Below are 21,180 nucleotides of genomic sequence, written 5' to 3'. Positions count from 1 at the left end.
AGAGCGTACGGGAGAGGCACGCCGACACCCCCTGGTTCGGGGCGGAAGACCGCTCCCGCGAGTGACGGCGGCGCCGGGGAAGCGGCTCCGGGAGCGCCTCAGGGGGTCGGGGGCGGAAGGGGACGAGTCGTGCGGGACACTGGAATGGTGACTCGAATCGTGATCATTGGTGGCGGACCAGGCGGGTACGAGGCGGCGCTGGTGGCGGCGCAGCTGGGCGCGGAGGTGACCGTCGTCGACCGGGACGGCCTGGGCGGCGCCTCGGTGCTCACGGACTGCGTTCCGTCCAAGACCCTGATCGCGACGGCCGAGGTGATGACCGGCTTCGACTCCTCGCATGTGGAGCTGGGCATCGAGATCGACCACGACGGGGACGGCGTCGGGGACGAGGTGCGTGGCATCGGCGTGGATCTCGGCGTGGTCAACCGGCGGGTGAAGCGGCTGGCGCTGGCCCAGTCCCACGACATCACCGCCTCGGTGAAGCGGGCCGGCGTCACCGTGCTGCGCGGGCGCGGGCGGCTGCTGCCGGGGCAGGACACGGACGGCACCAGGAAGGTCGCGGTGACGGACGAGCGCGGCGCCGAGCGGGAGCTGGTCGCGGACGCGGTGCTGGTCACCACCGGCGGCCATCCCAGGGAGATCCCGGACGCCCGCCCCGACGGCGAGCGCATCCTCAACTGGACGCAGGTCTACGACCTCGGGGAGCTGCCGGCGGAGCTGGTCGTGGTCGGCTCGGGGGTCACGGGCGCCGAGTTCGCCGGCGCCTACCAGGCGCTGGGCTCCCGGGTGACGCTGGTCTCCTCGCGGGAGAGGGTGCTCCCCGGGGAGGACCCGGACGCGGCGGCCGTCCTGGAGGACGTGTTCCGGCGGCGGGGGATGAACGTGCTCTCCCGGTCGCGGGCCGCCGCCGCCAAGCGGGTCGGGGACCGGGTGGAGATCACCCTCTCGGACGGCCGGACGGTCTCGGGCACGCACTGTCTGATGGCGGTGGGGGCGGTGCCCAACACGGCCGACATGGGTCTTGAGGAGGCCGGGGTCAAGCTCACCGAGTCCGGCCATATCCACACGGACAAGGTGTCCCGCACCACGGCGTCCGGCGTCTACGCGGCCGGCGACTGCACCGGCGTCTTCGCGCTGGCCTCGGTGGCGGCGATGCAGGGGCGGATCGCGATGTACCACTTCCTCGGGGACGCGGTGGCGCCGCTCGATCTGAAGACGGTCTCGGCGAACATCTTCACCGACCCGGAGATCGCCACCGTCGGCTACAGCCAGCAGGACGTGGACGCGGGGCGAATCGACGCCCGGGTGGTGAAGCTGCCCCTGTTGCGGAACCCGCGCGCCAAGATGCAGGGCGTCCGGGACGGCTTTGTGAAGCTGTTCGCCCGTCCTGGTACGGGCATTGTGGTCGGCGGCGTGGTGGTCTCGCCTCGGGCCAGTGAGTTGATTCACCCGATAGCGATTGCCGTGGACAACAGTTTGACGGTGGAACAGATCGCAAAAACGTTCACCGTTTACCCCTCGTTGTCGGGTTCGATCGCGGAGGCGGCACGCCAGTTGCATACCCGAAAAGGGCTGGAAGAACAGTAGGCACAGGACGGCGCTGGAAGCACTGGGATGCGCCCCCGGCGCATAGCACGCCTGGGGCGTGCGTATAGACAACTTCGATAGATCCTCGCAACCTGCTGAAAGCAGATGGTCGTTGGGGTTACTGTCGGTTCCGTGTTCGCTGCAGAACGTCGTCAGATGATTCTCGAAATGGTGCGCGCCAACGGAGCCGTGTCGCTCCGCGAGCTGGCCCGCGTCGTCCAGACCTCAGAAGTGACCGTCCGGCGCGATGTCCGCGCCCTGGAGGCAGAAGGACTGCTGGACCGCAGACATGGAGGCGCGGTCCTCCCGGGTGGCTTCACCCGGGAATCCGGATTTCCCCAGCGGGCCATGGCCGCGACGGCGGAGAAGACCGCCATCGCGGAGCACGCGGCCTCGCTGGTGCGGGAGGGCGAGGCCATCGTGGTCGGCGCCGGCACCACCACGCAGGAGCTGGCCCGCCGGCTGGCCCGGGTCCCCGGGCTCACGGTGGTCACCAACTCGCTGCTGGTCGCCCAGGCGTTGGCGCACGCCAACCGCGTGGAGGTGGTGATGACCGGCGGCACCCTGCGGGGCTCCAACTACGCGCTGGTCGGCAGCGGTGCCGAGCAGTCGCTGCTGGGCCTGCGGGTCAGCCGCGCCTTCCTGTCCGGCTCCGGGCTGACCGCGGACCGTGGCCTGTCCACGTCCAACATGCTCGCCGCCAGCGTCGACCGGGCGCTGCTGCGCGCGGCGGCCGAAGTGGTGGTGCTGGCCGACCACACCAAGCTGGGCGCCGACACGGCGTTCCAGACCGTGCCAACCGACCTGATCACCCAGCTGATCACCGACCAGCCGCCGCCGGACGCGGAGAAGGCGGGAGCCGAGCTGGAGGCTCTCGCCGACCAGGGGGTGCGGATCTCGGTGGTCGGCGCGCCGCCGGCGCCGAACGTCAAGCAGCCGGCCGACCGGGGCGACGCGGTCCGCCGCGATCTGTCCCTGCCGGCGCCGAGGGCGACGGGGCATCCGGGCCTCTCCGGCACCCCGCCGATGGGCCAGCGGGTCTCGGACCTGGCGCCGCGCCGCCGGTAGCTCCACGGCCGCGGGCAGCTCCACGGCCGCGTGGCCGTGGCCGCCCGCCCTCGCCCCGGCCCGCCGGGCCGAGGCGAGGGCGGGGAAGTGCCGGCTGGGTTCGGCAGGTTCGGCCGGGTCACGGGGCGGTGAGGTCCAGCCAGACCCGGGGCGCCCTGTCCCGGTGGTGCACCCTGCCGACGGTCAGCTCGAGCGTGCTGCCCACGGCGGGCAGCGCCCGCGCCAGCCGGCGCACGCCCGGCTCGTGCCCCCGACGGATGACGTCCAACGACGCGCCGAGGTGCTCGTAACCGCGCACCCGCGCCGTGATCCCCCACGGCTGGTGGCTGGTGACCGTCACCAGCAGCACCTCGCCGACCCCCGGCACGGTGCCATCCGGCCGGGGCTCCGCCCCGGTCGCGCCTGTCGCCTCGGTCCCCTCGGTCGCCTCGGCGATGGTTCCTCCCACTGGTCCGCGCACCCACGCGCCGACTCGGCCGGCAGGGAAAGCCGGCGCGGCCGGCGGTCCGTCGCGTGGCGGGTACGGACCGGCGGCCGGGGCCGGGGGATCAGTCCTTGATCTCGCAGATGACCGCGCCCGCGGAGAGGGAGGCGCCGACCTCGGCCTTGAGGGCGCCGACGGTGCCGGCGCGGTGGGCGTTGATCGGCTGCTCCATCTTCATCGCCTCCAGGACGATGACCAGCTCGCCCTCCTCGACGCGCTGGCCCTCCTCCACCGCGACCTTGACCACCGTGCCCTGCATCGGCGACGGCAGCGCGTCGCCGGTCGGCGCCGCCGCCGCCCGCTTGCCGGCCTTGCGGCGCGCCGGCCGCGCGCCGCCGGCGACGGCCGCGCGGGCCAGCGGCATCGCCAGCGTGGCGGGCAGCGAGACCTCCAGCCGCTTGCCGGCGACCTCGACGACGACCGTCTCCCTGATGCCGCTCTCCTCGGCCTCGCTCGGCACCGAGTCGAAGGCGGGCAGGCTGTTGCCGTACTCGGTCTCGATCCACCGCGTGTGGACGGCGAACGGCTCCCCGACGCGGCCGTTCACCTCGGGGGCGAACGCCGGGTCGGTGACCACGTCGCGGTGGAAGGGCAGCACGGTGGCCATGCCCTCGACCTGGAACTCCGCCAGCGCGCGGGACGCCCGCTGAAGGGCCTGCCGCCGGTCGGAGCCCGTGACGATGAGCTTGGCGAGCATGGAGTCCCAGGCGGGGCCGATGACCGATCCCGACTCGACGCCGGTGTCGACCCGCACGCCGGGGCCGAGTGGCGGCGTGAACGTGGTGACCGTGCCGGGCGCCGGCAGGAAGTTGCGGCCCGGGTCCTCGCCGTTGATCCGGAACTCGATGGAGTGGCCGCGCAGCGGCGGGTCGTCGTAGCCGAGGGCCTCGCCCTCGGCGATCCGCAGCTGCTCGCGCACCAGGTCGAGCCCGGTGATCTCCTCCGTCACCGGATGTTCCACCTGGAGGCGGGTGTTGACCTCAAGGAAGGAGATGGTGCCGTCCTGGCCGACGAGGAACTCGCAGGTGCCCGCGCCGACATAGCCGGCCTCGCGGAGGATCGCCTTGGACGCGGCGTAGAGCTCGGCGTTCTGCGCGTCCGTCAGATAGGGCGCGGGGGCCTCCTCCACCAGCTTCTGGTGGCGCCGCTGGAGGGAGCAGTCGCGGGTGGAGACCACGACCACGTTGCCGTGGGTGTCGGCCAGGCACTGCGTCTCGACGTGGCGCGGGCGGTCGAGGTAGCGCTCGACGAAGCACTCGCCGCGGCCGAAGGAGACGGTCGCCTCGCGGACCGCCGAGTCGAACAGCTCGGGGATCTCCTCCAGCGTGCGGGCGACCTTCAGGCCGCGACCGCCGCCGCCGAAGGCCGCCTTGATGGCCACGGGGAGCCCGTGTTCGCGGGCGAAGGCGACGACCTCGTCGGAGCCGGCGACGGGGTCCTTGGTGCCGGCGACCAGGGGTGCGCCGGCGCGCTGTGCGATGTGTCGGGCGGCCACCTTGTCGCCGAGCGAGCGGATGGCGTCGGGCGACGGGCCGATCCAGGTCAGGCCGGCGTCGAGCACGGCCTGGGCGAAGTCGGCGTTCTCGGACAGGAATCCGTAGCCCGGGTGAACCGCGTCCGCCCCCGCGACGGACGCGGCGTTGAGCACCTTGTCGAAGTCCAGATAGCTGCTGGCCGGTGTGTCGCCGCCCAGGGCGAACGCCTCGTCGGTGGCCCGCACATGCAGGGCGTCCCGGTCCGGCTCGGCGTAGACGGCCACGCTGGCGATGCCGGCGTCCCGGCAGGCCCGGGCTACCCGCACGGCGATTTCGCCACGGTTGGCGATGAGCACCTTACGCACGATGGCTCCCTCCTTGGAACATAGCGATTTTAGGCACTGGCGACACCTCGCAACGAGTCGCCCACAGGGGTGACCTCGCCCACACCTGGCGTGGGAGGCAGCGCTTTTGAGCGCTTGCGGCCTTGCGATACCAAGGTACGCGCCCTGTTGACGGTGATCACTTGACCGGCGCTCCCGAGGGAGCGAGGTCACCGAGGTCAGCGCCTCGCGGCGGCGGTTGTTGTGGGGATCGCACAATGGTTCATGGAATTCTTTGCGGCTGCGAGAAGCCTTGTCCGACCCGTTACCCGGCAGTAGCGTGCGCGCCGTGAACCGAGGCAGACGAAGCGTGACGGCGCTCACCGCCGCAGTGGTCATCGGTTGGGCAGCGGCCCTCGGGCTGCTGCACGGGGTGCTCGGGCTGGCGGTCGACCGTCAGCAGATGTCGATCGCCGGAGTGCCGGCCACCACGCTCAGTGTGGCCGCCTGGGCGGCGGGCGCGGCGCTGGCCGTGTTCCTGTGGTGGGTGGGCGGGCTGTTGACCTGGATGGCGGTGCGGGACGTGGCGCCGGGACGGTTCGGGCGGGCGGCGCTCGGCGGTGCCGCCGCGCTCCAACTGGCCCTGGGCGCGCTGTCCGTCGGGCTGGTCGGCTGGTGGGCCTTCGCCGTGGTGATGGTGGTCTTCGGCCTGTTGGTGCTCTGCCTGGTGCTCCACCCTGCCGAGGGCCTGGGCGCGGCGTCAAGGCGTCCACAGGTCGGTGATGGCGACGCCGACTCCGGCGAGCAGCTTCCGCAGCAGCGGCAGGGAGAGGCCGATGACGGTGCCGGGGTCGCCGGTGACGCCGTCGACAAACGGGGCGGACCGCCCGTCCAGGGTGAAGGCGCCGGCGACGTGCAGCGGTTCGCCGCTGGCGACATAGGCGGCGATCTCCGCGTCCGAGGGATCGCCGAAGTGGACGGTGGTTGACGCGACGGCCGTGCGGCGGCGTCCGTCGGCCGTGTCGATCAGGCAGTGCCCGGTGCGGAGCACGCCGTCCCGGCCGCGCATCGCCTTCCAGCGGGCGGTGGCCTCCTCGGCGTCCGCCGGCTTGCCGAGCGCCGCGCCGTCCAACTCCAGCACGGAGTCGCAGCCCAGCACCAAAGCGCCGGCCGCGGCCGGCCGTTCGGCGACCGCCAGGGCCTTGGCCTCGGCGAGCAGGCCGGCCAACTCCTCGGGTGAGTCGGCGATCAGCGCCTCCTCGTCCACCCCGCTGACGATCACATCGGGCGTCAACCCGGCCTGTCGCAGCAGCCCGAGCCGCGCCGGGGACTGGGACGCCAACACCAGCCGCCGCGTGGCGGCCCCGCTCTCACTCACGCGCTCTCACCCATGGGCCCGAGGTTAGCCGCACCGCCCGGGACCCCGGCCGGCGGCCTGTTTGAGATCCCGGCGAGCGGTCACTCGGGGCGGCAGCCCCTCGCCGGTCGGGTGGCTGCGAGGGCTGGACGACGGTGCGCGGCCGGCGGGGAGCCGGGACGGGCCCGGAACGTTCACCCACGGCGTCGACGAGGAGGCGGTCACCATGCCCAGTGGTTCATCTCCCAAGCGGGAACGGCAGTACGAGGACATCAGGAAGAGCGCCAGGAAGCGGGGCGAGAGCGAGCGCCGCGCGGAGGAGATCGCCGCGCGCACGGTCAACAAGGTGCGCGCCAGGACCGGTGAGAGCCGCACGGCCAGCCGCATCTCGACGCGCGACATGGCGCCGTCGAGGCGCGGCGGCGAACGCTCCCACCGGGGCGCCAGCGGCCCGACCTACGACCAGCTCTACGCGGAGGCCCAGCGGCGGAAGCTGCCTGGCAGGTCCCGGATGAACAAGGACCAGCTCCGGAAGGAGCTCGGCGAGGAGTAGGGGCCAGGCTCAGAAGAGCGGGGCCTGGTCCTCCCGGTGTTCCAACGGCGTGAGCGCGGCGCTGGAGCGGGCGTCGGCAGCGGCCCGCTCCAGCGCCCAGCCGGCGAGCAGCCGGGTGTCGAGCAGCACGGACCGCCCGGAGTCCCCGTTGGGCGCGTCCAGATAGAGATCGCCGCCGATCCGGCAGCGCACCGTTCCCCTGAGCACCTGCCCGGGGGCGAGCGGCGCCACGGCCATGGCGGGGCGCAGCCCGTCGGCCGGCAGCGGGTAGGCGGCGGTGTGGTCGACGACGGCCGGGGGGTCGCGCCTGGCCTGCCCTTCCGGCCAGCCGGGCAGCCGGTGGGCCCGTTCGGCGGTGGCGAGCAGCGCGGCGGCCCGTTCGCCGGGCTCGGCGGGACGGGCCCTGGCGTCCCGCTTGCGGGTGGCGGTGACCCGGTCGGGCAGGCCGAGGGCCGTCCCGAGCAGGTGCTCGCAGCGGCGGGCGGCGGGGAGCGGGCCGGTGGACAGGACGGTGGAGGCGAGCGCGCCCTGCTCCAGCAGCCGGGCGCTGCCGCGTTCGACGGCCGTGATGCCGACCTTGACCACCGTGCCGTGGTGCGCGAGATAGACGGTGAACGGGCGCGGGTCGTCGAGGCTGGTGTCGGCGGCGACCGAGTGGAGGCGGTCCAGCGTCTGGCAGGAGGCGCACCGCGCGCCACGGGCCGCCGGGTCGATCAACGCGGCGGTCGGACAGGCCAGTTGCCGGCCCGACCGCCAGACGCCGACGCAGCGGCGGTCGGCGCCGGCGGCGAGGGCCAGCTCGGTGCCCACCGGCAGCGGGCTGGTGCGCGACACCCCGCCGGGGCCCGCCCACTCCCAGCGGGCCGAGCCGTCGCGCCAACTCACGCCGAGCGCACGCCAGTCGTTCATGCCCTCGACCGCGCTTCCGTGGGCGGGAGTTCGGCGGAGAGCAGGCGCAGCGCGTCCGCTGACGGTCCGTCATGCGGCGTGTAGATCTCCAACCGGTGGTCGACGCTGTCGGGTTGGAGCCAGACCTGGTAGTCGACATCGACCCGGCCGACGGTCGGATGGCGCAGCCGCATAGTGCCCACGGTGCAGTCGGCGACCTCGCCCCTCGCCCAGAGGCGGGCGAAGTCGTCGCTGCGGATGGCGAGTTCACCGATGAGCTCGGCGAGCCGGCGGTCCGTCGGGTACCGGCCGGCGGTGAACCGCAGGTAGGCCACGTGGACGCGGGCGAGTTCGTCCCAGTTCGCGTGGAGTGCGCGGGAGTGGGCGTCGAGGAAGAACATCCGTGGGATCGACGGCCTGCGCTCGGGGTCCAGGGGCGCATCGAAGCCGATGTGTTCGGCGACCAGGGCGTGTCCGGCGCGGTTCCACGCCAGCACGTCCCCCCGGCGCCCGAGGACGACGGCCGGCGTCAGCCGGTCGAGGGACGCCAGAAGGGCGAGGACCCGGGGGTGTGGCCGCTCGCCCCGGTGGTGGACGAGCGGCGGCACGGCCGGCCGGCGGGCCAGGTTGTGCAGGTGGGCGCTCTCCGTCGCGTCGAGCCCCAGCGTGCGGGCGAGCGCGTCGAGGACCTGTCGGGAGGCCGTTCTGGCCTGGTCCTGTTCCAGCCGGGTGTAGTAGCCGGCGCTCACGCCGGCGAGTTGGGCGAGCTCCTCGCGCCTGAGGCCCGGAACGCGGCGCGCCGTGCCATAGGTGCGGAGCCCGACGGCGGCCGGGGTGACCCGGGCGCGACGGCTTCTGAGGAACGCCCCGAGGCTCTCCGCCCCCATGGCCCGCTCCGTGGCCTGTTCTGTGGCCTGTTCTGTGGCCTCCATGGTTCCGAGCATAGGGAGGTTCCGGTCGTGCCCGGGTACCCCTGCGGGGTGTACCCATGGCGCGGGGCTGGTCGCCTTTCGCGCGGCCCCCGATCGTTTGTGGGCATGAACGAAACCGCTGTCTCCCACCGTCCCGGCCTGCGCGCCTGGCTCGGCCTGCTGGTGATCCTGGGCCCGGTGCTGCTGGTCGCGATGGACGGCTCGGTGCTGTTCCTGGCGATGCCGAAGGTCACCGAGGCCCTGGCGCCGACCGCCGACCAGGCGCTGTGGACGCTGGACATCTACGGGTTCGTCGTCGGCTCCCTGCTGATCACCTTCGGCACCATCGGCGACCGTTATGGCCGGCTGCGACTGCTGATGATCGGCGTGACCCTGTTCGGGCTCGCGTCCCTGGGGGCGTCGTTCGCCTCGACCCCGGAGGCGCTGATCGCCTTCCGGGCGCTGATGGGCCTGGCGGGGGCGACGCTGTTGCCCTCGGCGCTCGCGGTGCTCAGCGAGCTGTTCGTCGATCCACGGCAACGGGCGCAGGCCATCGGGATCTTCGCCGCCGCCTTCGCCGCCGGGTTCGCGATCGGTCCCGCCGTCGGCGGGCAGCTGCTGAGCCACTTCTGGTGGGGGTCGGTCTTCCTGGTCAACCTTCCGGTCGTCGTCCTCTTCCTGGCGCTGGCCCCGGTCCTGCTCCGCGAGGTGGCGGCCACCCGGCCGGGGCGGGTCGACGCCCCGAGCGTGGCGCTCTCCGCGGTGGGGCTGCTGCTGACGATCTACGCGGTCAAGCACACGGCGGCGCGGGGCGCGGCGGCCGACACGGTGGCCGTCGGACTCGTCGGCCTACTGCTCCTGACATGGTTTGTTCGACGGCAACTGCGGCTTGAACGACCGCTTATTGACTTCGGCCTGTTCCGCGACCGGGTTTTTACCATTGCGATCATCACCGGTCTGTTGCCGCTCGCCGCGTGGTCGGCGACGGCCTATCTCTCGGGCGTCTACCTCCAGTCGGTGCTGGGGATCTCCGTGCCGCGCGCCGCGCTCCTCACCGTTCCCGGGGCGCTGATCCTCACCGTCACCTGCGTCGTCACGCCCCGGTTCGTCGCGCGGGTCGGCAGAAGAGCGGCGCTGGTCGGCTGCCATCTCCTCGTCGCCGGCGGGCTGTCGCTGCTGCTGCCCGTCGCCTCGTCGGGCGGGGTCGGCTGGTTCATCGCCTCCACGGCGCTCGCCGGCGTCGGCTACGGCATCTCGTTCAGCGTCGTCGCCGAGACCGCCGTCGCGGCCGTGCCGGCGGACCGCGCCGGATCCGCCGCCGCGATCGCCGAGACCAGCAACGAGATCGGCAACGCCCTCGGCATCGCGCTGCTCGGCTCGCTGGCCGTCCTCGTCTTCCGCCTCCAGGGCCCCGAACTCGCCGGCACCTTCGGCGAGACGGTCGACCTGCCCGCTCTCGCCCCCGCCGTCATCGACCAGGCGAGGGACGCCTTTGTCACCGGCCTGCGGGTCGTCGCCGCCACCGCGAGCCTTCTCCACGTCGCGCTGGGGCTGCTCACCCTGCGCTGGGTGCCGACGGCGGAGAAGGCGGCGGCCTAACGGGAGTCGGGCGCGGTGCCCCAGTCCCAGAGCGCCTGGAGGACGGGGCCGAGCGCCCGCCCGCGCTCGGTCAGCCGGTAGGTGACGGTCGGCGGCCAGCCGGCGCGGCGCTCGCGGCGCACCACGCCCGAGGCCGCCAGCTGCCGCAGCCGGTCGGTGAGCACCTTGTCGGACAGCTCAGGGAGCGCGGCGGCCAGCGCGCTGTAGCCGAGCGGCGCCTGGGCCCGGAGCAACTCCCGTACCAGCAGCGTCGTCCAGCGCCCGCGCAACGCCGCCAGCGTCACCTCCACCGGACAGTCGCGGTGCGGCTGCGCCGTCCGCGCGAGCGGATCGTCCGGCAGCCCGGGGCGCGGCGGAGGGTGCGCCTGGTGGCGCACCGTTGGGTGAGTCACGTGCTGGCCTCCTAGGGTCGCCGACATGAACGCATCGCAGTCGCACGATAGTCCGACCCCGCCGCGGCCCCTGCCCCTGGCGAGGGAGCCGGAGCGGGTGCCCGAGGTCTTCGCGTCCCGCTTCAACAGCGGTGACGCGGCGGCGCTCGACGAGATGTACGCCCCCGACGCGGCGTTCGTCACCCCCGAGGGGCGGGTGGCGCGCGGCGCCGGGGCCATCGCGGTGGCCAACGCGGGATTTCTCTCCCTGGGCCGCCCCATCGTGGTGCGCCCCCGCGCGGTCACGGTGGTGGACGACACCGCGCTGCTGGTCGTGGACTGGGAGCTGTCCGGCGTCGATGTCGCCGGCACCGCGACCGACATCGCCCGCCGCGGCCCCGACGGCATCTGGCGCTACCTGGTCGACAGCCCGTTCGGCGGCGGGCCGCTCGGGGACGGCCCGCTCGGCGGCCAGCGCCCGGCGCGCTGACCGGCGTGAGGCCAACTGGCGCGCGCCCCCTGCGATCGGCGACGTTGTGGGCGGGTATGCGCCGTTGACCTCGGGCCTGTGGAACGACCTACCGTTCTGCCATGGCCACGAACAGTGAACCCGTGATCCTCGACAGCGACATCGACGCGTGTGGCGTCCCGCCCGGCACCCGGCGAAATGTGCTGTTTGTCGATGTCGACCCCAAGTTGGTCGACCTCCACACGCTGCCGGAGTCGGACGGCGTCCGGATGCGCGCCGCCCGCGCGGCGGTCGACGCCCAACTGAGGGCGCTCGGGCTGACGGTGGAGCGCTGCGTCATCGACTGCGGCGCGGCGGCGGAGTCCGTGGTGCGGGACGCCCTGTCCCGTGGCGACGTCGACTGCGTGCTGATCTGCGCCGGGGCCCGGGTGGTACCGGAGAACCTCCTGCTGTTCGAACGCGTCATCAACACCGTCCACCGCCACGCCCCCCGGGCGACCATCTGCTTCAACAGCTGCCCGGCGGACACCGTGGACGCCGCCCGCCGGGGCCTGGCCGCCGCAGCCGCCAACCGTTGACCGCGCAGCGGGACGCTCGACTGTCAGTGGCCTGGGCTAGGTTCGCCAGCATGGACTCGGCCTCGCTTCTCCACCACCTCCGCACCGAGCTGACCGCCTTCCGCGCCTGCCTCGACGGCGATCCCTCCGCGCCCGTCGCGCACTGCGGCGACTGGACGCTGCGCGATCTGGCCGAACACCTCGGCGGCGGCAACGTCTGGGCCGCCACCGCCGTGACCGAACAGCACGGCGACGGCCGGGGCGCGCCGGCCCCCCGCGAACGGGCCGCGCTGGCCCGCTGGTTCGACGACACGTCGGCGACGCTGCTCACGGCGCTTGACGCCGACCCCGCCGCCAGCGCCTGGACGTTCCACCCGCCCCACACGGTGGGCTTCTGGCGGCGGCGCCGCGCCCTGGAGACGCTGGTGCACCGCTGGGACGCCGAATCCGCCCTGGGCGTGGCCCGCCCGCTCGATCCCCTCCTCGCGGGCGAGGGCGTGGCCGAGGTCTTCGACACGATGGCCCCCCGGCAGGTGGCTCGCGGCCGGGTCCGGCCGCCGAGCCAGGCGCTGCGCCTCACCGCCACGGACACGGGCGCCAGCTGGGCCTACGGACCGGGCGGCCCGGTGGCCACGCTCTCGGCGCCCGCCGAACAGCTCCTGCTCCTGCTCTGGGGTCGCATACCCGCCGACAGCCCGGCCCTCCACTGGTCCGGCGACCACCCGGCCGCCCTCGCCTTCCTCGCCGGCCCGCTCACCCCCTGAGCCGCCGCCGACCGGGTCGCTCGGCGGCGCGCGGGCCCCGGTCCGTGGCGCGCGGTGCGAAGCCGTTGGCGTGCACCGCTATGGGCGCCGCCGGCGCGAGCCGGGAGGGTGTCAGGGGAACCCCGGTTCCGCTGGCTGCACGGCCCGACGACGCGCGCGGGAGGCGATCCACCCATGGCCGACACCTGCTGGGGCGGCGCGACGGGGGACCGGGAGGCGGGAGCATGACCTACCCGCTGTCACCCGGCCCCCTGGGCGCGAACCCGGACCTGGCGTTGGACCTGTTGACGGGGGATCGGCGGTCGGCCGAGTTCCCCACCCTCGGGTTCGTCCCCTGCCCCGGCGACGCCGACGCCGCCGATGGCCTGGCCAACGAGGTCAGGGCCGTCGCCACCAAGCTGGGCGACACCCTCGCCGAGATGAACGGCTCGGCCTTCCAGCAGAGGTGGGAGGGAGGGGCGGCGGACGCGTTCAGCGAGGGCTGGGGGCAGCTGCGGCCGAAGCTGGAGACGCTCCACCACTCGCTGGACCGCGCCGCCGACACCCTCCAGGAGTGGGCCGGGTACATGCCGGGCCGACAGAGCGAGGCGCGCGGGCTCGAACAGCGCGCCCGCGCGGCCCAGGACGCCCACGACGCGCTGCCGGCACCGCCGGGCGGCGGGGGCATCACGGGCGCGCTCGTCAGAGTGAGGATGACCGAATCCGAACGCCGTGACGAGGAGCGGCGCGAGCAGCTCGACGGCCAGCTGCGGGAGATCCGCCAGCAGGCGCTGACCCTCGCGCTGGCCTATATCGCCAGGGGCCAGGACATCGCCGAGCGGCTGCGGAGCGGGCTGGACGACATCTCCGAGGGAGGGCTCCTCTGCCGCGTCTGGCGCGCCCAGGAGCAGGCGGTGGGCATGCGGTTGGACGCCGTCCGGGGCTGGATCGTCGGGAACGCGGACCGGATCAAGAACGTGGGCGACGTGCTCGCCCTCGACAGCACCGCGATGGGGACGGCCGCCGAGCTGCCCTTTGTGCCGGGGCCGGCCAAGAAGGCCCTCGGCGCCGGGGGAGCCGTCCTCGGGCTCGGCGCGCTCGTCACCCACGGCACGGCGAAGCTCGCCGGCGCCGACGTGAGCTGGCGCAGCCTCGGCCAGGATGCCGTGGGGGCTGCGGGTCTTGGTTCGCTGGTCAGCACGTACAGGTCGGTGAGCACGACCGTCACGGCGGTGGGGCGCGTCGGGACCACGGACAGCGTGGTCACCACCGCCCAGGACCCGTCCGCGCCGCACTACCTCAAGCCACAGGGCAAGGGGCAGTGGGCCACGGCGCTCACCGGCAACCACATGCTGGTGGCGTGGGAGAACGCCTGGCGGGCCGGCGGCAAGAAGCGGTAGCAGCCCGAAGGGAGTTCATGGATGGTGCGGGTCACCTTCGAAGCGCCCGAGGACTTTGCCGAGACCCCGGTCGGGATGACCGAGGAGGAGGTTCGGAAACACGTCGCGGCCCGGCTGCGCGGGGGCGCCGACGGGGCGCGCGCCCCGAGCGCGGAGACGCTGAGCGAAGTGCGGGCACACTCGCAGCGGTTGAGGGAGTCGGGCACGCTCTACTGCGGCTCGTTCCTCGGCGCGGTGGACGCCGAACCGTCCCTGGCCACACTGACGGTGAACGTCGTGGAGTTCCCCTGTGGCGACGATCCACGGCTCGCCACGGAGGGCATGGCGCAGGCGCTGTCGGCGGCCAGGGGGCCGCTGTGGGCGGGCAGCCTCTACGAACTGCCGTGCGGGCAGCCGGCCTGCGTGCTGACCGGCCCCGTGGTCCACCGGTCGCCGGAAGCGGGCCCGGACGCCGCCGAGGTGGCCTACGCGAAGCTCCAGGCGTTCGTGCCGGTGCCCCTCAGCCGAGCCTCTGGCGAACAGCTGCTGCTGGTCGTCGACTTCAGCTCCCCGTCGCCGGGGCACTGGGACCGCTACATGGAGATCCCGGCGCGACTGCTGCGCAGCCTCTCCTTCGCCGAGACCGAGACCGAGACCAGTACCGAGACCAGTACCGAGACCGAGCGGGAGGGGCCCTGAGCATGGGTGACCTGTATGTGGAGTACCAGTCCGTCATCGCGCGGCGGCACAAGGTGCGGGAGCTGCACGGCCGGCTGCTGGCGGCGGGGCGGACCGTCCGGAACGTCAGGGGCGACGAGCTGGGGGTCGCCGAGCTGGTGTCCGTGCTGAACGACGCGGGAGAGGACTGGGAGCGGGAGACGGGAAAGCTGGCCGAGGTCTTCGACCGCGCCGTGGACTCGCTCGGTGACGTGTTGGAGCACTTCCGGGCCGTGGACGAGGAGATGCGGCAACGCGCGCGCCGCACCGCCGAGCCCGTGCCGCCCCCGGTCAGAGATAGGTGATGCCGGTCAGCTCCTCGGCCGCGTTCCAGAGCCGCCAGCCGACGTCCGGATCGGCCGCCTCCGGGCTGGGCCTGACCTCGACGACATGGCCCCTGATCTCGCGGAACCCCGAGGGGCCGAAGAACTGGCCGCCGCGCACCCCGGGCGCGGTGGCGGCGTGGAGCTGGGGCAGGGCGCCCCGCGCGGCCGAGGTGAACGCCAGCTGCGTCCACCGGTCGATCGTCCGGGCGGCCCGGCCGGCGTCCTGGAACGCCCGCGCGCTGAGGTTGGTGCGGCAGATCCCGGGATGCGCGACGACGCTGGCCACGGATGACCCCGACTGCCGTAGCCTGCGGTCGAGTTCGAGGCCGAAGACGGTGGTGGCGAGCTTGGAACGGGCGTAGGCGCGGCGCGGGTTGAAGTCCTGACACTGCATCAGATCCGCGAAGTCGAGGCGGGCCCCCCGGTGCGCCGTCGAGCTGAGGCTGACCACGCGGGCGGCGTCCGCCTGGCCGAGGCCGTCGAGCAGCAGCGCGGTGAGCGCGAAGTGGCCCAGCACGCTGACTCCGAAGTGCGCCTCGAAGCCGTCGGCCGTGGCGCGGGGCGGGCCGAGATGGAGCACGCCGGCGTTGTTGACCAGCAGGTCGAGCGCCGGGAAGTCGGCCGTCACCCCCTTCGCGAAGGCGCGCACCGAGGCGAGCGAGGCCAGGTCCAACTCCCTTGGTTCCAGGGTCGCTTCGGGGATGGTGCGGCGGATCTCCCGGACGATCGGCTCGGCGGCCCCGACATCGCGCACCGCCATCACGACGTGCGCTCCGTGCCGGGCCAGCTCGGTCGTGGTGACCAGGCCGAGCCCCGAGTTGGCGCCGGTGACGACGGCGACCCGGCCCCGCTGGTCGGGGATCTGATCGGCTGTCCAAGGGGGCGCTGTCCGTGCCGGCATAACCGTTCCTCCTGACAGGGGGGCGGGGGCTGGTGCGTCGAGCTCGTCGGGACCGTCGACGCGGCCCGGATGAGGGGAACGGTAGGGCCGGAGCGGGTGCGGCCGGTCGTACCCGTCTCCCTAGGATCACGGGACCTACCCTCGGCACCGCCGGTACCGGCATCCTGGTCGTATGGCTGTGGACCACTCGTTCGCCCGCGAACTCGGTGACTTCCTCCGCGCCCGGCGCGGCCGGTTACGCCCCGCCGACGTCGGGCTCGAACCCGGCCCGCGCCGCAAGGTGACCGGGCTGCGCCGCGAGGAGATCGCGCTGCTGGCGGGGTTGAGCACCGACTACTACCAGCGCATGGAGCAGGGCCGCGACGTGCGGCCTTCCGACGATGTCCTCGACGCGATCGCCGGCGCGCTCTGCCTCGACGACAACGAGCGCCGGCACCTCTTCACCCTGGCCAGAGCGGCCCGCCGGTCGAAGCCGGCGCCCACCAGGCGCGCCCAGGAACGGGTGCCGAACAGCACCCGGCATCTGCTGCGCGCCATGACCACCCCGGCGGTGGTGCTCGGCCAGCACCTCGACCTGCTCGCCTGGAACCCGCTCGCCGAGGAGCTGTTCGGCGACCCGACCACCATGCCGCCCGGCCACCGCAACGCGCTTGTCTCCCTCTTCCAGGACCCCGAGACCCGGCTGCGCTGCCCCGACTGGGAGCCCACAGCGCTCCAGTACATCGGCATGATGCGCGCCGCCGTCGCCACCGACCCGACGCATCCGCGCGCCACCGCGATCATCGGTGAACTCAGCATCCGCAGCGCGGACTTCCGGCGCTACTGGGCGCGGCACGACGTGCGGGAGACCGTGCACGGGACGAAGGTGTTCCGGCATCCGCGCGTCGGCGAGATCGCCGTCGAGTGGGACACCTACCCGCTGCCGGGCAGCCCGGGGCCGGTGCTGCTCGTCTACACCGCCGAACCCGACACCCCGGCCGCCGAGCGACTCCAACTGCTCGCCTCGCTCCGCGCCGCCAGGGACCGCGACCTCGAACGCTCCCCCCGCCGCCCCGAACGCACAACCGGCACCGGCTGGATCTTCGGCGACGACCCACGACCGTAGCGAGCCCCGACCCTCGCGGTCCCCTACCCCGCCCCGCCGCCCGCCGCCGGCCGCTGACCACCCGGTCCCCCACCGGGGACGGCCGGCCGGTGACCGACCGGCGACCGTCGGCCGGCCACGGCTCTCCCGCCAGTACTCCCGCACATGCGTCTGGTGGGCACGTTGCTGCCGCAGCCGCATGAACGCCGAGGACCGGACGAAGCGGTCCGACGCGCTTCCGTCCTCCCGAACCCGGGGACGGACCACCGCCTCGCCGCCGCACGCGTTCGGAGCGCTTGCCCAGGGCGGACTGCTCCTGCCGGGAGACACACCAGGGGTCGTTCAGATCCCAGCCGGCTCTCCAGCCGCCACGCGGTGGGTTCGCAGGACCGGAACACGTCCTCGAACTCGCTGTAGTCGATCAGCGTCGGCGTCCTTTCGACATCCCTGGGCGCGAAGTCGGCCAGCAGCACACGCGGCACGACGACGAACCCCTCCCTCTTCTTGACGTTCCTGAGCTGCGCCACCTCGTCGGGATCGGTCACCGCTTCGCCCTGGACCAACATCTCGCCGGTGATGATTCTCCCGACCCGGGCAGAGTCGGCCTCGCCTCATCTGGGCCAGTAGCTGGTGCGCCAGGCGTGCGGTCCTGGGGGCGGGAGGGCGGTGGGGGGCGTCGGGGTTGACCAGGTGTTCGCGGGGGTGGGGCCGGTGGGGGGCGGCTGGGTGTGGGTTCTGGCGACGGCCAGGGTCGCGGCGATGGCGGCGGCCAGTTCCTCGGGTGTCGGGTTGCCCCTGATGACGCTGATCAACGTTCCAACCTCCTCGACTCGAACCTCGACACGCCGGGCTACAGCGGGATGTTGCCGTGCTTCTTCGGCGGCAGCTGGGCCCGCTTGCCGCGCAGCGCGCGCAGGCCGCGGACGATATGCCGGCGGGTGTCGGAGGGCGCGACGACCGCGTCGACATAGCCGCGTTCGGCGGCGACATACGGGTTGAGCAGCGCGTCCTCGTACTCGGCCGTCAACTGGGCGCGCGCCGCCTCGCGTTCGGGGCCCTCGTCGATCGCGGCGAGCGTCCTGCGGTGCACGATGTTGACCGCGCCCTGGGCGCCCATCACCGCGATCTGCGCGGTGGGCCAGGCCAGGTTGAGGTCGGCGCCGAGATGCTTGGAGCCCATCACGTCGTAGGCGCCGCCGAACGCCTTGCGGGTGATCACCGTGATCAGCGGGACCGTCGCCTCGGCGTAGGCGAAGATCAACTTGGCGCCGCGCCGGATGATCCCCTGGAACTCCTGCTCGGTGCCCGGCAGGAAGCCCGGCACGTCGACAAAGGTGAGCACCGGGATGTTGAACGCGTCGCAGGTGCGGACGAAGCGCGCGGCCTTCTCCGAGGCGTGGATGTCCAGGCAACCGGCGAACTGGAGCGGCTGGTTGGCCACCACACCCACCGAGTGGCCCTCGACCCGGCCGAAGCCGGTCACGATGTTGGGCGCGAACATCGGCTGGGTCTCCAGGAACTCGCCCTCGTCCAGCACCCCCTCGATGACCCGGTGCATGTCATAGGGCTGTTGGGCGGAGTCCGGGATCAGCTCGTCGAGTTCGAGATCGGTGGCGCTGGCCGCCAGATCCGCCTGCTCGGGGAAGGCGGGCGGATCGCTCAGGTTGTTGGACGGCAGATAGGAGAGGAGCGCCTTGACGAAGTCGATGGCCTCCTGTTCGTCGCCGGCCATCTGATGGGCCACACCCGACCGGGTGTTGTGGGTGCGGGCCCCGCCCAACTCCTCGAAACCGACGTCCTCGCCGGTGACCGTCTTGATCACATCGGGGCCGGTGATGAACATATGGGAGGTCTGATCGACCATCACCGTAAAGTCCGTGATCGCGGGGGAGTAGACCGCGCCACCCGCGCACGGGCCCATGATCAGGGAGATCTGCGGCACCACGCCGGAGGCGTGCACATTGCGCCGGAAGATCTCGGCGAACAGGCCGAGCGCCGCGACCCCCTCCTGGATCCGCGCCCCGCCGCCGTCGTTGATCCCGATCACCGGACAGCCGGTCTTCAGTGCGAAGTCCATCACCTTGACGATCTTCTCGCCGTAGACCTCGCCCAACGAGCCGCCGAAGACCGTGAAGTCCTGCGAGTAGACACAGACCTGGCGCCCGTCCACCGTGCCGTAGCCGGTGACCACGCCGTCGCCGAGCGGACGGTTCGCGTCCAGGCCGAACGCCGTGGAACGGTGGAGCGCGAACTCGTCCAGCTCGGTGAACGAGCCCTCGTCCAGCAGGAGTTCGATCCGCTCCCTGGCGGTCAGCTTGCCCTTGGCGTGCTGCTTCGCCACGGCGCGCTCGGACCCTCCGTGGGTCGCCTCCTCGGTGCGCCGCCGGAACTCGGCGATCTTGCCGGCGGTGCCGTGGCTGTCAACGTCCACGCGAAGGCTCCTCCTCGTCCCAGGTCACACGGCAGCGGCCTCGGCTACCGCACCGTAGGTTAGCCGCCCCCGCGCCGTTCGGCGGGTGCGACCCCGGTCACTCCGGGCCGGGACGCCTCAGGCGCTGGGCGCCAGCCGCTCGCGCGCCCACGCGTCGAAGGCGGTGAGCCGGATGCCGAGATCCCGCGCGTACGCGGGGCGGCCCGGCTGGCCGCCCACGTTCAGCCAGGCGTGCGATGCGCCCATGGGCGGCATCCCGGCGGCCACCGCCTCCTCCTCCGTCATCCGTGGCGCGGCGAGGGGGACCCCCAGCGCACGGGAGAGGACCTCGGCGATCTCCGTCATCGACAGATAGTCGCTCGCCAGCTCCAGCTCGATCCCGTCGAACCGCTCCGGCGCGGCGATGGCCGCAGCCGCTGCCCGGCCGATGTCCTCCACCGCGACCAGGGACAGCCGGGTCTCCGGCCTCAGCACGCTGACCAGGCCGCCCTCGACGCCGCGCGGGAACAGGAACGCCATGGAGGGCAGGAAGTTCTCCATGAAGAACCCCGGCTTGAGCAGCGTCCAGTGCGGGAAGCCGGCCGTGCGGAGCCGGTCCTGGATCGCGCTCTTGGCGCCCAGGCTGGCCGCTATCCCGGGGTAGCGGCTCGCGGACCAGCCGGACGTCTCGCTGTGCTGGCCGGCGCCCGTCACCGACGTGTGCACGAACTGCGGTACGCCGGCGGCCAGCGCGCCCTCGATGAGGTTGACGCCCTGGGCGACCTCGCCGTCGAAGTCGAAGCCGCCGTCGGCCGTGATCTCGGCCATCTGCACGGAGAAGACGGCGCCGGCGCCCTCGGCGGCCCGGATCACGGAGTCGCGGTCGCGCAGATCGCCGGTGACCAGCTCGACGCCGAGCGCCACGAGGGCCTCGGCGGGAGCGGACGCCGGGTCGCGCACCAGCGCGCGGACGGGCACGCCGGCCGCGCGCAGGGCGCGGGCGGTGGCCCCGCCCTGGCGCCCGGTGGCGCCGGTGACCAGCACGGGCGCGGAGGCGGACGGGGGCCTGGGGGACGACTGGGGGGTCATGACGCTCCTTGGGGTGCGGCTGCGTGGCTTAAGTGGCGGGGCCCGCCACTTACGTTTCGGCTACGATATGGCGGGGCCCGCCATTTAGCAATCCGCCCCGTGGACCCGGAGGTGAACGCCGTGCCCGAGCGCCAGCGCGCGGACGCCCGACGCAACTACGCGCGGATCCTCGCCGTGGCCGAAGAGGAGGTCGCCGCCCACGGCGCGGGCGCCTCCCTGGAACAGATCGCCCGCGTCGCGGGGGTCGGCTCCGCGACCGTGCGCCGCCACTTCCCCACCCGGCACGCGCTGTTGGAGGCGGTCTCCCGGCAACGGATCGAGGCCCTGTCCGCCCGTGCCCACGACCTCACCGCCGCCGAGGGCGACAGCCGGGGCGCGCTGTTGGAGTGGCTGACGGACGTGGTCGCGTACTGCGTCACCGCCCGAGGGCTGGCCGTCGCGCTGGCCTATGTGGGCCCCGCGTCGGACTCGATCCACGAGAACGCCTGCTCGGCCGCGCTGGAGAGGGCGGGAGAGCCGCTGCTGAGCCGCGCCCAGCACGAAGGCGCGGTGACGCCGGGCGTCACCGTCGCCGACCTGATCGCCCTGGCGGTCGGCACCGTCCTCGCGACGGAACACCACCACGACCCCGCCGCCGCGGCCAACCGCCTCTTCCACCTGGCGGTGGAGGGCCTCACCCCCGGCCCCCCACCCACGGGTTAGCCGCCCCGGCTCGGCTCGCGCCTCCCGGCTTGCGCCGCGCCCGGGGGTGGGGTTCCGGCCGTGGCGTGGGCGTTGCCCCCGAGCCTGCCGGGGCTGTGGCTCGGTGCCGCCTGCGGCGGGTCCATGCGGGCGTGCCGGGCTGCTTGCGTGCCGCGCCTCCCGGCTTGCGCCGCGCTGGCGGGTTGGG

At 73.4% G+C, this 21,180-nt stretch carries 22 protein-coding genes; 12 read left to right on the top strand and 10 right to left on the bottom strand.

What is annotated here, in order from left to right; all coding sequences use genetic code 11:
- The first annotated feature begins 144 nt into the window (after window positions 1-144).
- Both K4G22_RS10030 and K4G22_RS10025 read left to right on the top strand, forming a co-directional pair.
- Window positions 145-1,587: an NAD(P)H-quinone dehydrogenase gene (locus K4G22_RS10030; RefSeq protein WP_228079537.1), complete on the top strand. Its 1,443-nt coding sequence runs from the start codon at window positions 145-147 to the stop codon at window positions 1,585-1,587.
- 156 nt (window positions 1,588-1,743) lie between these two features.
- The gene (locus tag K4G22_RS10025; RefSeq protein ID WP_265590221.1) at window positions 1,744-2,655 is read left to right on the top strand and encodes a DeoR/GlpR family DNA-binding transcription regulator; all 912 of its coding nucleotides are present in this window, start codon (window positions 1,744-1,746) and stop codon (window positions 2,653-2,655) included.
- 118 nt (window positions 2,656-2,773) lie between these two features.
- Here the strand turns inward: K4G22_RS10025 and K4G22_RS10020 are convergent, their stop codons facing one another.
- From K4G22_RS10020 to K4G22_RS10010, 3 genes are all read right to left on the bottom strand, one after another.
- Window positions 2,774-3,103 (bottom strand): hypothetical protein, encoded by a 330-nt coding sequence (locus K4G22_RS10020; protein ID WP_228079535.1) that lies wholly within the window; start codon window positions 3,101-3,103, stop codon window positions 2,774-2,776.
- Between the two features lie 100 nt (window positions 3,104-3,203).
- Window positions 3,204-4,979 carry an acetyl/propionyl/methylcrotonyl-CoA carboxylase subunit alpha gene (locus K4G22_RS10015; RefSeq protein WP_228079534.1) on the bottom strand — a complete coding sequence of 592 codons (1,776 nt, stop codon included), beginning with the start codon at window positions 4,977-4,979 and terminating at the stop codon, window positions 3,204-3,206.
- Window positions 4,980-5,697: 718 nt separating this feature from the next.
- A complete protein-coding gene (locus K4G22_RS10010) occupies window positions 5,698-6,285 on the bottom strand; it encodes a Maf family protein (RefSeq protein ID WP_228084032.1) in 588 nt (195 codons plus the stop codon).
- Between the two features lie 235 nt (window positions 6,286-6,520).
- On the opposite strand from K4G22_RS10010, the gene K4G22_RS10005 reads away from it, so the two are divergent.
- Complete coding sequence (locus K4G22_RS10005) at window positions 6,521-6,847, top strand: plasmid stabilization protein (protein ID WP_228079533.1); 327 nt, start codon at window positions 6,521-6,523, stop codon at window positions 6,845-6,847.
- Between the two features lie 9 nt (window positions 6,848-6,856).
- Here the strand turns inward: K4G22_RS10005 and K4G22_RS10000 are convergent, their stop codons facing one another.
- Complete coding sequence (locus tag K4G22_RS10000) at window positions 6,857-7,756, bottom strand: DUF2797 domain-containing protein (RefSeq protein WP_228079532.1); 900 nt, start codon at window positions 7,754-7,756, stop codon at window positions 6,857-6,859.
- A complete protein-coding gene (locus K4G22_RS09995; protein ID WP_228084031.1) occupies window positions 7,753-8,622 on the bottom strand; it encodes a helix-turn-helix domain-containing protein in 870 nt (289 codons plus the stop codon). Before K4G22_RS09995 ends, K4G22_RS10000 begins: the two co-directional genes overlap by 4 nt.
- A 150-nt stretch (window positions 8,623-8,772) precedes the next feature.
- Between K4G22_RS09995 and K4G22_RS09990 the strand changes: the two genes are divergently transcribed.
- A complete protein-coding gene (locus K4G22_RS09990; RefSeq protein ID WP_228079531.1) occupies window positions 8,773-10,245 on the top strand; it encodes an MFS transporter in 1,473 nt (490 codons plus the stop codon).
- On the opposite strand, the gene K4G22_RS09985 is transcribed toward K4G22_RS09990, so the two are convergent.
- Window positions 10,242-10,637, bottom strand: a complete 396-nt coding sequence (locus K4G22_RS09985) for a winged helix-turn-helix transcriptional regulator (RefSeq protein WP_228079530.1) — start codon at window positions 10,635-10,637, stop codon at window positions 10,242-10,244. The two genes, K4G22_RS09990 and K4G22_RS09985, sit on opposite strands and share 4 nt — an antisense overlap.
- 25 nt (window positions 10,638-10,662) lie before the next feature.
- Between K4G22_RS09985 and K4G22_RS09980 the strand changes: the two genes are divergently transcribed.
- From K4G22_RS09980 to K4G22_RS09955, 6 genes are all read left to right on the top strand, one after another.
- Complete coding sequence (locus K4G22_RS09980; RefSeq protein WP_228079529.1) at window positions 10,663-11,106, top strand: YybH family protein; 444 nt, start codon at window positions 10,663-10,665, stop codon at window positions 11,104-11,106.
- Between the two features lie 101 nt (window positions 11,107-11,207).
- Window positions 11,208-11,663, top strand: a complete 456-nt coding sequence (locus K4G22_RS09975) for a hypothetical protein (RefSeq protein ID WP_228079528.1) — start codon at window positions 11,208-11,210, stop codon at window positions 11,661-11,663.
- Window positions 11,664-11,713: 50 nt separating this feature from the next.
- A complete protein-coding gene (locus tag K4G22_RS09970) occupies window positions 11,714-12,406 on the top strand; it encodes a maleylpyruvate isomerase family mycothiol-dependent enzyme (RefSeq protein ID WP_228079527.1) in 693 nt (230 codons plus the stop codon).
- A 224-nt stretch (window positions 12,407-12,630) separates the two neighbouring features.
- Window positions 12,631-13,785, top strand: a complete 1,155-nt coding sequence (locus K4G22_RS09965) for a WXG100 family type VII secretion target (protein WP_228079526.1) — start codon at window positions 12,631-12,633, stop codon at window positions 13,783-13,785.
- 21 nt (window positions 13,786-13,806) lie between these two features.
- Complete coding sequence (locus tag K4G22_RS09960; RefSeq protein WP_228079525.1) at window positions 13,807-14,463, top strand: hypothetical protein; 657 nt, start codon at window positions 13,807-13,809, stop codon at window positions 14,461-14,463.
- Between the two features lie 2 nt (window positions 14,464-14,465).
- Window positions 14,466-14,786, top strand: coding sequence for a hypothetical protein (locus K4G22_RS09955; protein WP_228079524.1), 321 nt, complete (start codon window positions 14,466-14,468; stop codon window positions 14,784-14,786).
- Here K4G22_RS09955 and K4G22_RS09950 read toward each other — a convergent pair.
- Window positions 14,773-15,708, bottom strand: coding sequence for an oxidoreductase (locus K4G22_RS09950; protein ID WP_228079523.1), 936 nt, complete (start codon window positions 15,706-15,708; stop codon window positions 14,773-14,775). The two genes, K4G22_RS09955 and K4G22_RS09950, sit on opposite strands and share 14 nt — an antisense overlap.
- Before the next feature lie 172 nt (window positions 15,709-15,880).
- Between K4G22_RS09950 and K4G22_RS09945 the strand changes: the two genes are divergently transcribed.
- Window positions 15,881-16,813, top strand: a complete 933-nt coding sequence (locus tag K4G22_RS09945; RefSeq protein ID WP_228079522.1) for a helix-turn-helix transcriptional regulator — start codon at window positions 15,881-15,883, stop codon at window positions 16,811-16,813.
- 590 nt (window positions 16,814-17,403) lie between these two features.
- Here K4G22_RS09945 and K4G22_RS09940 read toward each other — a convergent pair.
- The 3 genes from K4G22_RS09940 to K4G22_RS09930 all read right to left on the bottom strand — a co-directional run bounded on the left by K4G22_RS09940 (window position 17,404) and on the right by K4G22_RS09930 (window position 20,291).
- Complete coding sequence (locus K4G22_RS09940) at window positions 17,404-17,604, bottom strand: acyl-CoA carboxylase epsilon subunit (protein WP_228079521.1); 201 nt, start codon at window positions 17,602-17,604, stop codon at window positions 17,404-17,406.
- 38 nt (window positions 17,605-17,642) lie between these two features.
- Window positions 17,643-19,223, bottom strand: a complete 1,581-nt coding sequence (locus tag K4G22_RS09935; protein ID WP_228079520.1) for an acyl-CoA carboxylase subunit beta — start codon at window positions 19,221-19,223, stop codon at window positions 17,643-17,645.
- Window positions 19,224-19,340: 117 nt separating this feature from the next.
- Window positions 19,341-20,291, bottom strand: a complete 951-nt coding sequence (locus K4G22_RS09930) for an NmrA family NAD(P)-binding protein (RefSeq protein ID WP_228079519.1) — start codon at window positions 20,289-20,291, stop codon at window positions 19,341-19,343.
- Window positions 20,292-20,411: 120 nt separating this feature from the next.
- Here K4G22_RS09930 and K4G22_RS09925 point away from each other — a divergent pair, with 120 nt between their 5' ends.
- Complete coding sequence (locus K4G22_RS09925; RefSeq protein WP_228084030.1) at window positions 20,412-20,993, top strand: TetR/AcrR family transcriptional regulator; 582 nt, start codon at window positions 20,412-20,414, stop codon at window positions 20,991-20,993.
- The last annotated feature ends 187 nt before the right edge of the window (window positions 20,994-21,180 follow it).

It is taken from the genome of Streptomyces profundus, from assembly GCF_020740535.1.
In the GTDB taxonomy this organism is placed as follows: domain Bacteria; phylum Actinomycetota; class Actinomycetes; order Streptomycetales; family Streptomycetaceae; genus Streptomyces; species Streptomyces profundus.
This window is presented reverse-complemented; position numbering and strand designations above follow the sequence as displayed.

Coding starts and splice junctions, on each gene's coding strand:
- K4G22_RS10030 (WP_228079537.1), top strand. CDS start 145: ATGGTGACTCGAATCGTGATCATTGGTGGCGGACCAGGCGGGTACGAG.
- K4G22_RS10005 (WP_228079533.1), top strand. CDS start 6,521: ATGCCCAGTGGTTCATCTCCCAAGCGGGAACGGCAGTACGAGGACATC.
- K4G22_RS09965 (WP_228079526.1), top strand. CDS start 12,631: ATGACCTACCCGCTGTCACCCGGCCCCCTGGGCGCGAACCCGGACCTG.
- K4G22_RS10000 (WP_228079532.1), bottom strand. CDS start 7,756: ATGAACGACTGGCGTGCGCTCGGCGTGAGTTGGCGCGACGGCTCGGCC.
- K4G22_RS09990 (WP_228079531.1), top strand. CDS start 8,773: ATGAACGAAACCGCTGTCTCCCACCGTCCCGGCCTGCGCGCCTGGCTC.
- K4G22_RS09955 (WP_228079524.1), top strand. CDS start 14,466: ATGGGTGACCTGTATGTGGAGTACCAGTCCGTCATCGCGCGGCGGCAC.
- K4G22_RS09975 (WP_228079528.1), top strand. CDS start 11,208: ATGGCCACGAACAGTGAACCCGTGATCCTCGACAGCGACATCGACGCG.
- K4G22_RS09930 (WP_228079519.1), bottom strand. CDS start 20,291: ATGACCCCCCAGTCGTCCCCCAGGCCCCCGTCCGCCTCCGCGCCCGTG.
- K4G22_RS09980 (WP_228079529.1), top strand. CDS start 10,663: ATGAACGCATCGCAGTCGCACGATAGTCCGACCCCGCCGCGGCCCCTG.
- K4G22_RS09945 (WP_228079522.1), top strand. CDS start 15,881: ATGGCTGTGGACCACTCGTTCGCCCGCGAACTCGGTGACTTCCTCCGC.
- K4G22_RS10025 (WP_265590221.1), top strand. CDS start 1,744: ATGATTCTCGAAATGGTGCGCGCCAACGGAGCCGTGTCGCTCCGCGAG.
- K4G22_RS09950 (WP_228079523.1), bottom strand. CDS start 15,708: ATGCCGGCACGGACAGCGCCCCCTTGGACAGCCGATCAGATCCCCGAC.
- K4G22_RS09995 (WP_228084031.1), bottom strand. CDS start 8,622: ATGGGGGCGGAGAGCCTCGGGGCGTTCCTCAGAAGCCGTCGCGCCCGG.
- K4G22_RS09970 (WP_228079527.1), top strand. CDS start 11,714: ATGGACTCGGCCTCGCTTCTCCACCACCTCCGCACCGAGCTGACCGCC.
- K4G22_RS09960 (WP_228079525.1), top strand. CDS start 13,807: ATGGTGCGGGTCACCTTCGAAGCGCCCGAGGACTTTGCCGAGACCCCG.